Source organism: Terriglobia bacterium (assembly GCA_032252755.1).
GTDB lineage: Bacteria > Acidobacteriota > Terriglobia > Terriglobales > Acidobacteriaceae > JAVUPY01.
The window spans coordinates 21,830-33,819 of the sequence record JAVUPY010000054.1; the positions used below are offsets into that span (position 1 = coordinate 21,830).

The window sequence follows — 11,990 nt, forward strand, 5'->3', positions numbered from 1 at the left end:
GTATTGGACCCTCACGCTACGGTTTTTTGCGGTGGAGGATGCGTCGTTCACGTAGGCGGCACTCTCGGCTCTCAAGGCGAGATGGTGGTGGGACCGCTATTTCGATTCTAAAAGCGCAGCTCTTCGAGAATCTTTTCAGAGTTCGTTAGAGCAATGGTGAGCCAAACGCAGGCTCGCCATTCCAGAACAAACGATGCCGTGAAAGTCACGTTTTGTCACCACGGGGGGTAGCATCTTGGCGGACTAGGAGTTTTGCCAATGGTAGGCACATCATTTGACGGCTATTTTGATCGAAGAGTCACAAACAACGAGGCGAACGAAGATGTATCCGAACGTGAAGTGTCTTGTCAAAACCGCAACGTTGTGCCTGCTGTTGCTGGTTGGAGCCAGTACCATTCAGGCGCAAAAGCGAATCACGATCCAGGCAAATGCAAGAGGGACGAGCACCCAAATGGGTCAGATGGTCTCAGTAAGAATCATCATCGAGTCGTTCTCAACGGCTGAAGACCAGAGATTACTCATTGAGGGTTTTAAGAAGAACCGTACGGAAGGCATGCGGAGCGCTCTTGAGAAGATGAAACCGAAGGGCCGTATCTCGCCCGAACGCTCTGTGGGCAATGACGTGAAATATATTCGAGAACTTCCTGCCGAGAAGGGACAGCGGCGTTTCCGACTCGTTACGGACCGAAATCTTGCATTCGCGGAATTGTATGGGGGTACGCGCTCTAGAGATTACAGCGTCGGTGCGCTTGAACTAACAATTAGTGCTGACGGCAAAAGCGGATCCGGGACTGTGCTTCCGGCGTGCCTCTTGAGCCTAAACAAGGAAACCAACGAGATTGAGATAGAGACATACCAGAACCCGTGGCAGCTGGTTAATTTTATCGTCCATTTCGAGGAGTAGCACGGTAAACAGGAGACATTAGGGTCCCCACTGTTTGTGCCCCTGGTTTTTATCTGTCAGGGTGTTCCTTTCCTTCTTAGATTACATTCCTACGGCGCGATCTCCTGCACGTCAGCGAGGATAGAGGAAAGTTGCCGCCAGGCGAAACCGCCAGCTTGGAGCGCCTGACGGGCGGGCAACATAAGGGCCGGCCGCCATCGATAATTTCACCGGGCGTTTACCTAGCATCGTGACCTTACTCACGTTGAACAGCAATGGCGCAGACCAAACTTCCTCCGCCTTCCAGTTTGCCGAGGCCTCCATGCTGGCCCCAATGGATAGTCCCTTCCCCAAGTTGTAATGCATAAACGGCTGCAGGTACATCGCATTGACGGAGGGGCGATCCTTCGCTCCGCTGGCCGACCAGAGCTGGTTGCCGAGTAGGCCCAACGTCCACTTGCCGGGCTGGGTCAGGACAACCATCGAGGGACCCAGGGAGAATTTCTCGGTTCCGAGAGCCTGGTTGGTGGCAGTAGGCAGCAGCAAGGCCGGCCCAACTCCCCAGATAATGCGCCCCGCCTTCGATGGCGCGAAAAATATCGTGGCAAGCGTGTCGTCCAAACCGCTGTAGCGTGTACTCCCGTCTGGAGCGGGTTGAGAGCTTAACGGCATGATCACACGAAGAACGATATTCGTGCTCGAGTTGATTGGAAAGGGGACGACCGGCTGAAAGTTGAGCAGTTCGCCGGTGGCCTTCCGCTCACCTATACCGAAGTCCGAATTGGCCTCGAACGGAACACTGATCAAGCTCGCAATCGGGTTTTGCGTTTGTTTCGCCAGTTCACTGGCAGATGGTTCGCTGGCCGGCGGCTGACCTCCGGGAGCCGCGCCAGTTGCAGACTGTGCGGCGCCGCTGTTCGAAAGAAACACCACTATAGCCATCGCAGTTAGGAAGTTCATGATTCTGGGCCAAAGAGACTTCATGACTTAGTTCCCCTTTCCTCTTCTAAAAGCGATAACTCAGCCGCACCAGCGTAACGGTGATAAGCATCGTCAACAAAAGCAGAGGCGTCCCGATCTTGACGTAATCCCAAAATGAATAGCCGCCAGGTTCCATGACCAGCAAATTCCAGGTGGACGACACAAGAGGGCGCACCCGAGCCGAAACTGAGCTGAAGAAAACCTTACTGTATGAGTGGTATTTCATTTGCCAGTTGCAAATTGATTAGTAAGGTCAAACGGTTCTCAATCTGGTAGAACTTCGCTGCTCTCTTGCCGCCTACCGCTGCCTCAAATTTCGGCAAATACTTCTGCTTCAAGGAGACGAGTTCGTCGTCGATGCTCATCATTCCTGCCGTCAAGTCATGAGCCTTCGCCGAATCAAGGTTCTCCATTGCACGGGCGTATTCGTGGATGATGTCCAGGCGTTTTGCGTTAATAGCGTTCTGCTCATTCGCATACTCTCGATAGACAGGCCAAAATGCGTCTGCTTCTGGTTTAGTTAGTTCCATTGAAGCGGAAATAACATCCACTTTGCTTCGAGTAAGATCCTGTCGAAGTGAGGCGATATCGTTTTCGGTCAGGGGCTTCGCGCTAACTTCAGCTGTTTGACTGAATGAACTAGCCGCGCTCAACAGAACGATCACGACACAGACGAGCCCTGCTATTGTCGATTTCATTTCTTTTCTCCGGCCTGCTGATTATTTCGAACTAGGTGGATAGTTCTTGAGCATCTTTGCAACGGCCTTCTTCAGATTCTTCTCCTGTTTTTCCGGCTTGGCCTTCGCGTCGAGTGTCTTGCTCGCACTGCTACGCCACACCATTGCTTTGGCCGCGCGATCGTACATAACCAGGTCGATCTGTCCGATCTGTACTGTACTGGTGCTGCCGTAGGTAGTGGAGCTACCCGTGCCACCGTACCACCGGCCACCCCATCCCGGTCCGTAACCCCAGTCCGTGCTGTACGAGGTGAACTGTTTTTCCTGGCTGATAGCAGCTTCGTACCCGATATAGAGATCCGCATCATCACTGTCCGATTTCTGCAGACCTTTCGTTAGTAACTCTGCATCGACAGCCTGTTTCAGCTGCCGGTCAGCCATATCGTTCAGTTGATCAGCACCTTTGATTTGTACCCACTTGTATGTTTTGAACTTTGAGAAGTCCGTGTTCTTGTCGAAGTTGTAACGGACATCCTGCGCGAGAACCGAACCAACAGCGAAGGCGAAGAAGGCAATCGCCATGATACGTGTCGTCAGCTTCATTTCTTTGCTCCTGATCTGCTTCGCAGAGATTGCTGTGCGAACGCAGTACGCGTTCGCTTCCGGCCGTATGCTGTATGGAGAAGGGAGTAGAGGCTACTGCGAAAAATACCAGCGCATCCGGCGAGAATCTCCTAACGCCGTTCGGCTGTCGCGGTTGAAACCTCGCTGGGGAGTGTTCTGCCGATAAGCTCGGATGCGGTTCCTGCGGCTACAGCGAAGAGACCGGATCAACAGACGCTTACGCCCCCAGGAGCGCTGTTCTTTTATTTGCAGGACGGCTGCAATTACTACCAGTTCCGTAGACAGTATCCACCAGCTATGTTCATCGCGAAAGCCTCCGAGGAGGAAGAAGAGAGGACACATATGCATCTATTCAAAGCGGCACTCGCGATGTTTGCATTTACGGCGGTGGCGATGGTTGCCGTCGCCCAAGAGGAATACCCAAAGGCTGAAGTGGCCCTTGGATATTCGCTGGTTCGATATTCAACAACTGGACCTCTTGAGCAATTCACCGCCAACGGCGGCAGCACAAGCATCGCATACAACTTCAACCGAAAGATCGGCCTCGTTGCCGATTTGGGCGGTTACAACAACAACAACATTCGTGGCTACGACGTGGACAACACAATGTTTACGTATCTGTTTGGTCCACGGTTCACGGCTCGAGGCGAGCATGTGAACATCTTTGGCCACGCCATGTTTGGTGGCGCTCACATTTCAGGTAGCGCGGGACCGCTGCTCGTTCCTGGTGGTGGATCGACCACCTCGTTTGAGGAAGCAAACAACTCAGCAGCATTTCTGATTGGCGGCGGATTCGACGTGCACCTCAGCAAGCACATCGCGCTCCGACCCGCCCAGTTGGACTATTTGCTAATTCGTTTCAATCCCACAGTTCAGGGCGTCGAGTTGAGCTCGACACAGAACAACCTACGCTTCTCTGCTCAGCTAGTGTTCAAGTTCGGACACTAAGGTACGACGTACGCCTTTCTCGGAGTGCGTCGATAGCCGCGGTCGGGGAGCGCCGCCAATTTGGCTCCCCGACTTTATGCAGTTCGTCCCCTGAGAGGAACCACAACATCGCAGAATCACCCCGTTCCTGCGATGTTTGCAATCGTTTCTATTCAGTTATATCGGAAATGAACACTTGGTGGTTCGCGACCGCATGAAGCGCCGGAATTAGATCCGATCGGAGACGGCGCTTGATTACATAGGCGGTACCTCCAGCTTCGAAGCTCGCCTTTACAAATTCTTCATCTTCGTAAACAGTCAGGAACAAGATCTGAGCAGTGGACCCGCCCTCTCGCAACATCCTGGCTACATCGAAACCGTTGGAATCTCCAAGTGACACGTCGAGAATGATGACATCGGGCTTTACGGTTTCATTGTGTTGCAGGACGGACTTGCCATCGGCGAAGAGCCCAACGATAGAGAACTCGTCGCCCAACAGATCAGAAACCATCTCGAGAATCTCGGGATTGTCGTCGGCAAGGGCGAGCCTTAACTGTTTCACGGGGAACCTCTCAGCGTACCGAGCTTCAAGTCGTGAGCGCATATTGCTCTTGATGACGATGAATTGCTACTAGGAAATGAACGTTCTTTCTTTTCAATAATTGCCAGAGAGCACAGGTAGAAATTCAAAATCGGTCGCAAAACTAAGTTGCCAAAACAAAGCGATCACCAGTGAAAAGAGACGACCCCCGAGCACCAGGAGAGGTTCGTGTCGGGGGTCGGGCAGGAGGCTGCGTCTCAGGCTATCGGTGTAAAGCGCCCACTGTTCTGATCAAACTATACTTCTTGCCGTTCTCGTTCTGAACTATCAAAAATACCCGTTAAGAACTGATTTATTCCTGATATGCAGTGACGCGCGGTTTCCTCTCGACTATTCAACCAAATGATGTTCGATAGCATACCGGAGCAATTCGGCATTTGTCCGAAGCCCAAGAGATTCCATGGTCTTGTACTTGTGGAACGCAACCGTACCAGTCCTGATTGACAGAATGCTGGCAACCTCCTTCATGGACTTACCTTCGGCAAGTAGCTGAAGGATTTCACGCTGCCGCCTTGTAATGCGTTTTTCGGGCGTGGAAGTGTCACCACTCCGCAATAGAAAGTCGACGGTGTCCTTGACGATGAGAGGAGTGATATACGAACCGTTCCGGAGCACTGCTCTGACGGCTCGCACAAGCTCTTCCGACGCAGACTGCTTCAAGACATATCCTGACGCTCCGCGACGAAAGGCTTCTGCACAAACGTCTGGTTCTGCATGAAAGCTCAAATACACAATTTTAACGTTGCGCATCATGTGCTTCAGTTGTTCGCCTGCATCCAGACCGTTCAAGCCGGGCATAGCGATGTCGAGGATTACGACATCAGGCCGAAGCTGGGCCGCGGCCTGTAACAACGCCCGTCCATCGTTGGCCGTTCCAACAACTTCGAACTCCGGTTCGAGAAAACTTTTACAGGCTTGCGCAACAAGAATGTGGTCATCGGCGATTAAAATTCTGGAGCGATGGTGGTGTTCCATAATCTGCCCTTTCAAAGGACGCATGGACTAGCGAGAAGATCCCTCGCCGAATGAACGAGAAGAAACACATGGGGTCAGGCCTGCAAATCTAATTCCGGGGGAAGACGGATACATCAGTCAACGTGGGTGACAGGATCTCGAAGCGTAGCAAAGGTACTTAAGAGATCCTTTCTAGTCAGTGATATAGATCACGTTGCTTCTGTTCGCTATTTACCACGTCCCCATACGTAGCACTAGTCCACTGGTCCACTGCAAACTGTTGCGATAGTCGACGCCATTGATGGGTGAGAGCCAATTCCTGCCATAGTTCACATCAATGATCCGTACCGAGAGTGCGCTATTGATGTTATACCCAATCCCGGCTCCGGCCTTAATCGCAACGCTGTTTTCCTCCCAAATCATTGAGTACAGGTCATGAGGAGGCGCTTTCTTTTTCGATTTATAGATGACTTGCAGCTCCGCTTTTGCTGCGTCATTCACTAGTTCTTGAGTTACATGTGTGCCGCCGATCAGTAAATGCATGTATGGCTTCCACTTGCTATCAACTGTCCCAGTCCAGCGTGAACCGATAGAGTAATCGAGTAGGTCGCCGCTGCGGGGGTAGTCCAAACCATTTACCTTGCATCCGGCGACTTCACCAAGGATCTGCCAGTGGGCATCGATCCGGAATGCGGCCGTGCCGGATGCACCAGAACAACCAGACGGCAAGGAACTGTCCAGGAACGCGCGGTAGTCTGCGGTGACTGCGAATTCGAACGGAGCATTCCCTCTAATTTCACTGTTGGTGGTGGTTCGTGTCTCAGGTTGTGGACGCATGCTCAGCGTTTCATGTCGACGAAATACGCCAGGTCGGTCGTCGCGATGCCATGGAACATTGCCGCTCATTACATTCGCGAAGCTCCGCGAAGGGTTGAGCCCACTGCGCAAGAGCAGGCGAAGCCAGCTGTTGTGCAGTTTTGTTTCAGCACGCTGGATTAACTCACGGTCCAGGTAATCCTCGGCAATTGTCCATCCAGTTCCAATCGTCGGTGTTATGACCTGGTCTACAAATCCGACTTGTGGATACTCCTGCTGAATGTGGCCGATAGAGGCCTCGCTGAGAGGCCCTATTTCGAACTGCACACTGTATACATACGAGAATGCCAGGCTGCGGAGCTTGGATTTCCAGTACCTTCGGTTCTTGCCAAACTCGACATCCCGGTAGCCACGGTCGTTGTGTTGCCAGATGTAACCTGCTATCGCACCCTGCATCGGATGTCCGATGTAATTGACGTAAAAAGGATCGCCATCCGACCAACCGTGGAGACTTCCGACAGAATCACGATATCCTGCGAAAAAAGGTTCGTTGACAATTCGATCGCGCGTACCCTGTTCGGTGATGCAGCGAAAGGCGTGTTCAACAGCAAGGAATCGCATCGAGTCTTCTATTAGTGCCATCCATGCGACTCCAGTTGAGTGCGATTGCGCTGAGTTGGTCACCAAGACCAGCGAGGAATCGAGTTCTGTTTTTGCGACGGTGACTGGCGTTCGTTCCTTTGCACTTGTATCTTCCAAATCCATCAGTTGGAGGTTTTGCGCGAATGTGACGCTTGGACTTAGATGAATCACCAGTGCAACTAGGAGGAATAGGAGGGCCTGCCCACACTGTGCAAGAGCGTAACGGCTCCGATTGATGCGCCTGAATGATTCCAAGAAACCCGACCCCAATAAAGGAATTCGAGCATGTGAGCACTGCAAACCGACACAGGCCCTCAACGAAAGGTAGGATATGAGTTGTTGTGCAACAACTAGAAGAACCTTTGGTAGGACGTGAAGAATGTCCGAGTTTTGGTGATCCAGTCCTGAATACACGGTTTCACTTGGAAAACTTGATTCTGCATTGCCACAGCGTAGTGTCGCTGTGGAATTGATCATAGAGTTATCCAATAACCGACATTAAGGCATAACCGTGAGGGTTGTTGAGTCAGTGATGGTGCCCGACGTTATTTTGATGATTGCGGTGCCGACCGTTTTTGCGGTCGCCAGTCCAGTCGAACTGACCGTGGCGACCACAGTATTCGAGGAAGTCCACGACACAGAATTGGTAATGTCCCGTTCGGATCCATCGCCGAACGTTGCGATGGCGGCGAATTGCTGGGTGGTTGTTTGGGCCAGGCTGACAGAGGGATTGATTGGAGTAATTCTAAGTGCGACCAAGGGCGACTCGTTTATTGTTACCGTTGTTGAGCCAATTCCCACGTCGTAAGTTGCCGTCAGCGTGGCTGAGCCGGCAGAAATAGCCGTGCCAATACCAGTTTTATTGACGAGAAGAATGGACGTATTCGAAGAAGTCCAGACGCATTCGCTCAGAACCTTCGTTGCTCCATCTTCATACGTAGCAACGGCGTTGAACTGCAACACCGCTCCCGTGACCATGGATGGGCTGGGAGGGGTTACCGTAATCGATGTGATCTGCGGGCTAACGAAAAATCCTTCGCAGGAGCACATACCAGCGACGCATATTAGAACTATTACGCTTGTGAAGAAACGAGAGTTGACGTTCACGGCATACCCCCGCGTAGAAAGCACGAGAAGATTAGGCCTGCAGCGGGTGCAGCAGTAACTAGCAAAAATAGGAGGCTGCCACAGAAACGATCGGAGGGGAACTCACGTTCAGTGGAATGAGGGTCTTCTCTGGGTTGTGAAACAAACGAAAATAGGTTCGTTGGCGCCTTGAGAGTACTGAAAGTTTTGCCAGTTTCCAGAGAGTGCAATGCTTCTTATTATCCCAGCGACTCTCAGCCAGTCGAGAGGTGCCACTTGTTTGGAACTGCGAGCGCGGAAAAGAAGAACCGATTTACGATTGCGCGCTTGTGGATTATCCCCCTGAGTGTGGTCCTCATTCAGTGCGCGTGTACTTCGAAGCCAAGTTCACGCGATCGATCTGAGCCAGACCACAAGCCAGCCAAAACGGGGCCAGCAACCTCTACGCCAGCGGTCCCGAGTGGAACGTCACCCTCCACAACGCAGCCTGCTTCTTCAGGATCACAAATCAGCGGTAGTAAGGCAGGGAGCGATTTCGATCAGATCGCGAGAGAGGCCGAGATAGAGGATGCGAAGAAGCTCCGGAAAGCCCTCGAACCGATCGTGCTACCGGTTGGAACCACATTCTATATACATCTCGAAAATGAGGTTGGCTCGAAAATCAGCAAGTCGGGGGATGAGTTCAGCGGCACTCTAGGCGCACCAGTCGCTGTTCAGGGCAGAGTTGTGATTCCTGCAGGGACGATTGTCGGGGGCAGGGTTGTCAAGGCGAAGCCGGCGGGGAGATTCAAAGGTGGTGCGATTCTGGCGCTTGAACTCAGATCGGTGGTTGTGAATGGTAAGAAGGTTCTGATGCACACTCAGATGGTTACTACAGAATCGAAGGGGAAAGGCAAGCGAACGGCTGGGATGATTGCAGGCGGCGGCGGGGGCGGTGCGGTAATTGGTGGCCTCGCTGGTGGAGGTAAAGGAGCTGCAGTTGGGGCTGCTGTGGGTGCATCGGCCGGGGCAACGACCGCCGCATTGACAGGGAAGCGCGACATTACGCTTCCAGCTGAGGCTCTTGTTGCTTTTCGGCTCAGTGATCCGATTGAACTCAAGCAGAATGTCACGGAGAAAGCAAAACCGTGAACCTGAACCTGCTTACTGTGATTCCTTCAGACCGCTTCCAAAGCTTTTGCCAGTGCATCTTGATCCAACGTTTCGCTTACATTGAGTCTGGAACTTCTGGGCCATCTTAGAAGTCGTATTGTCTGAAATGGAAGGAAAGCCTTCCGCGTACCGATGACGGAAATCGTAACCGACTAATCCTTGTTCTGCGGCTAACTTATGGAGCGTCGTCATAGACCTCGACTGCTTTTGGCTGATGATCACACCTTGATTGCCGAGGGTTGCAAGAGCTTTCTGGAACCCGAGTTCGAGGTTGTGGCAGTAGTGAATGATGGTCGCGCGATGTTGAAGGCGGCAACGGAATTAAAACCAGATGTAGTAATTCTGGATATTGCAATGCCGAATTTGAATGGGTTGGATGCTGGCGAACAGCTCAGAGGCGCATTACGAAATGTCAAAATCATCTACTTGACCATGCATATCGAACCCGAAGTCGCCGCAGAGGCGTTTCGGCGAGGGGCATCAGCGTATGTTCTCAAGAGTTCCGCGGCAGAGGAGCTCACCCTGGCGGTACGGTCGGTCTTGCGGGGAGAGTCCTACCTTACTCCCCTTATCACGAAAGATACGGTCACGTTCTTATTGCGAAGCGGTTCCTCCGGCATGCCCGAAAAACGAATCACCTCTCGGCAGTCGGAAGTATTGCAACTGCTGGCTGAGGGGAAGTCGATGAAAGAGATCGCAGATATCTTGCAATTGAAGCCAGGGACTGTCGCTTTCCACAAATACAAGATCATGGAAACACTAGGGCTGCGAACCAATGCTGAACTCCTTCGATACGCCATCGAGCACCACATGCTTGGCTGATGAGCAACTACCCATTCGGTATCATTCTCCCGCCAATTCGATCCACTTCGTATCCGCGCCCAAAAGCTTCTTAGGCCTAAGTCGAAGGAAACAGGGTCTTCCAGCCTTACTACTGATGGCACGTTGGCTGTTTTGTATTCTGATTATTCTCACGGAGCAATCACTATTCTCTCAAAACATTTCTGACGCTCTGGTTTCGAAGAAGGCAGACAAAATTGAGGAACCATCGGCGCGTGATCCACTCGGCAGAGACACACCGCGTGGGACGATTTTCGGGTTTGTTCGCTATTCACGTCGCGAAGATTACACAACAGCAGCGCAATACCTGCAGCCAACGTACGGGAAAGATCCTGAAGCGGTAGCGCGGGAGCTTCAGGAGCTGATGGATCTGAAGTTCAGGGGCAGATTGGAGTTTATCAGCGACAAGCCAGAAGGCAGTATTGACGATGGTCTTCCGCTGGATCGCGATCGCGTGGGCACGATCGAGTTTGCAGACCGGTCGGTGAACCTCATCCTTGTGCGTACCCAGGACAGCGCCAGCAAGAGGATGATATGGCTGATCTCTGAGGAGACGGTAGTAGAAGCACAATCGCTGTACACCGAGATACAGCCATCACCCCTGGTGCGATATTTGCCCGAGGTAACAACAACAAATTATTTCTTGTACATCTCAGCGGCACAGTGGATTGGTTGGTTGCTCTCTATTCCTGCCGCATATTTCCTGGCATGGTGTATTGTCCTTTTGCTTCGACTCTTGTATCGGGTAATTCCTGAGGACCGGCGAGCGAAAGGCCCCAAGTTCGCGAGCTTTAGATCTCCATTTCGCTTTATCTGTTTTGTGATTTTGCATGCCTACTTCGTTTACTTACTCAGGATCCCTCTCTTCTATCGCTGGTATTATCTGCGCTTCGTCCTGGCATTGTTTTTCGGCGGAGCGTTCTGGCTTGCAAGTAGAGGCGTAGAAGTCTTCTTCGGGCGGGCTGTCGGGAAGCTCGGTTCATGGGCCGTCGAGCGAGCGTCTATGCTCGTTTTAGTTAGTCGAATGATCCGAGTCGGTGTGTTTATATTGGCGGTGATTGCCATCGCGACAGTACTGGGATTCGATACAAAGGCAATGCTGGCAGGAGTTGGAATTGGCGGGCTGGCGATTGCATTAGCAGGACAAAAGACACTCGAGAACGTCATTGGCGGAGTGTCCTTACTTCTAGATCGTGCAGTTCACGTTGGAGACACCTGCAGAATCGGCGATAAACTTGGGAAAGTTGAAGACATTGGACTGCGGTCTTTGCGATTGCGAATGCTGGACCAAACCCTGGTGGTTGTGCCGAACGGGGTACTGGCCCAAGTGCAATTTGAAAATCTAACATCACGTACAAAGCTTCTTATACAGAACAGGTTTTCCGTCAGGAGCGAGACTCCTGTCGAAAAGCTACAAGCAATGCTGGACTCGTTACAGCATATGCTTGATCAGCTCGCGTACGTGGAGCGCTGCTCTTCGAGAATTCGAATTGTCAGGTTTGCCGGAGCAGCTACCGAGATTGAGTTATTTGCGTACATATTGACAACCGATTGGGCAAAGTTCACAGTCCTTCGCCAGAATGTGATGATCAAGGCACTTGAGATCGTTGAAGCGGAAGGCATCAGATTAACAGGAACAACTCAGCTCAGTTACGTAGAAGTGGCATCGGAGTCCCACCGCTGACCCGCTATTAGTCGGCTATCAGTAGTTGATTCTTTCACTGGCAGTTATGGGAGTCCTCGCTCTTTCAGACCCCGCCCTAATCTCATTACTGTGCACAAAGCAGGCTAAGCGCGATGTCGGCAT

Annotated in this window: 12 protein-coding genes; 5 read left to right on the plus strand and 7 right to left on the minus strand. The window is 52.0% G+C overall.

Features of this window, described 5'->3' with window-relative positions:
* Positions 1-451: 451 nt before the first annotated feature.
* Positions 452-904 carry a hypothetical protein gene (locus ROO76_13010; GenBank protein ID MDT8069077.1) on the plus strand — a complete coding sequence of 151 codons (453 nt, stop codon included), beginning with the start codon at positions 452-454 and terminating at the stop codon, positions 902-904.
* Between the two features lie 111 nt (positions 905-1,015).
* Here ROO76_13010 and ROO76_13015 read toward each other — a convergent pair whose 3' ends face one another.
* From ROO76_13015 to ROO76_13025, 3 genes are all read right to left on the minus strand, one after another.
* Positions 1,016-1,867: a hypothetical protein gene (locus ROO76_13015; GenBank protein ID MDT8069078.1), complete on the minus strand. Its 852-nt coding sequence runs from the start codon at positions 1,865-1,867 to the stop codon at positions 1,016-1,018.
* 200 nt (positions 1,868-2,067) lie between these two features.
* Positions 2,068-2,562 carry a hypothetical protein gene (locus ROO76_13020; GenBank protein MDT8069079.1) on the minus strand — a complete coding sequence of 165 codons (495 nt, stop codon included), beginning with the start codon at positions 2,560-2,562 and terminating at the stop codon, positions 2,068-2,070.
* Positions 2,563-2,583: 21 nt separating this feature from the next.
* Positions 2,584-3,144, minus strand: coding sequence for a DUF4136 domain-containing protein (locus tag ROO76_13025; protein ID MDT8069080.1), 561 nt, complete (start codon positions 3,142-3,144; stop codon positions 2,584-2,586).
* Between the two features lie 363 nt (positions 3,145-3,507).
* On the opposite strand from ROO76_13025, the gene ROO76_13030 reads away from it, so the two are divergent.
* Positions 3,508-4,113, plus strand: coding sequence for an outer membrane beta-barrel protein (locus tag ROO76_13030; GenBank protein ID MDT8069081.1), 606 nt, complete (start codon positions 3,508-3,510; stop codon positions 4,111-4,113).
* Between the two features lie 148 nt (positions 4,114-4,261).
* Here the strand turns inward: ROO76_13030 and ROO76_13035 are convergent, their stop codons facing one another.
* The 4 genes from ROO76_13035 to ROO76_13050 all read right to left on the minus strand — a co-directional run bounded on the left by ROO76_13035 (position 4,262) and on the right by ROO76_13050 (position 8,155).
* Positions 4,262-4,654, minus strand: a complete 393-nt coding sequence (locus tag ROO76_13035; GenBank protein MDT8069082.1) for a response regulator transcription factor — start codon at positions 4,652-4,654, stop codon at positions 4,262-4,264.
* A gap of 369 nt (positions 4,655-5,023) precedes the next feature.
* Positions 5,024-5,692: a response regulator transcription factor gene (locus ROO76_13040; protein MDT8069083.1), complete on the minus strand. Its 669-nt coding sequence runs from the start codon at positions 5,690-5,692 to the stop codon at positions 5,024-5,026.
* 186 nt (positions 5,693-5,878) lie between these two features.
* A complete protein-coding gene (locus ROO76_13045) occupies positions 5,879-7,582 on the minus strand; it encodes a hypothetical protein (protein MDT8069084.1) in 1,704 nt (567 codons plus the stop codon).
* Between the two features lie 21 nt (positions 7,583-7,603).
* Entirely contained in the window at positions 7,604-8,155 is a 552-nt protein-coding gene (locus tag ROO76_13050; protein MDT8069085.1) for an Ig-like domain-containing protein, read from the minus strand.
* A gap of 225 nt (positions 8,156-8,380) precedes the next feature.
* Between ROO76_13050 and ROO76_13055 the strand changes: the two genes are divergently transcribed.
* The 3 genes from ROO76_13055 (at position 8,381) to ROO76_13065 (ending at position 11,867) form a co-directional block, all read left to right on the plus strand.
* Positions 8,381-9,322, plus strand: a complete 942-nt coding sequence (locus ROO76_13055; protein ID MDT8069086.1) for a hypothetical protein — start codon at positions 8,381-8,383, stop codon at positions 9,320-9,322.
* Positions 9,323-9,550: 228 nt separating this feature from the next.
* The gene (locus ROO76_13060) at positions 9,551-10,165 is read left to right on the plus strand and encodes a response regulator transcription factor (protein MDT8069087.1); all 615 of its coding nucleotides are present in this window, start codon (positions 9,551-9,553) and stop codon (positions 10,163-10,165) included.
* Positions 10,166-10,280: 115 nt separating this feature from the next.
* On the plus strand, positions 10,281-11,867 hold the full coding sequence (locus ROO76_13065; protein ID MDT8069088.1) for a mechanosensitive ion channel: 1,587 nt from the start codon (positions 10,281-10,283) through the stop codon (positions 11,865-11,867).
* Positions 11,868-11,990: the final 123 nt, after the last annotated feature.

Coding starts and splice junctions, on each gene's coding strand:
- ROO76_13045 (MDT8069084.1), bottom strand. CDS start 7,582: ATGATCAATTCCACAGCGACACTACGCTGTGGCAATGCAGAATCAAGT.
- ROO76_13015 (MDT8069078.1), bottom strand. CDS start 1,867: ATGAAGTCTCTTTGGCCCAGAATCATGAACTTCCTAACTGCGATGGCT.
- ROO76_13025 (MDT8069080.1), bottom strand. CDS start 3,144: ATGAAGCTGACGACACGTATCATGGCGATTGCCTTCTTCGCCTTCGCT.
- ROO76_13010 (MDT8069077.1), top strand. CDS start 452: ATGGGTCAGATGGTCTCAGTAAGAATCATCATCGAGTCGTTCTCAACG.
- ROO76_13065 (MDT8069088.1), top strand. CDS start 10,281: ATGGCACGTTGGCTGTTTTGTATTCTGATTATTCTCACGGAGCAATCA.
- ROO76_13020 (MDT8069079.1), bottom strand. CDS start 2,562: ATGAAATCGACAATAGCAGGGCTCGTCTGTGTCGTGATCGTTCTGTTG.
- ROO76_13050 (MDT8069085.1), bottom strand. CDS start 8,155: ATGTGCTCCTGCGAAGGATTTTTCGTTAGCCCGCAGATCACATCGATT.
- ROO76_13030 (MDT8069081.1), top strand. CDS start 3,508: ATGCATCTATTCAAAGCGGCACTCGCGATGTTTGCATTTACGGCGGTG.
- ROO76_13040 (MDT8069083.1), bottom strand. CDS start 5,692: ATGCGTCCTTTGAAAGGGCAGATTATGGAACACCACCATCGCTCCAGA.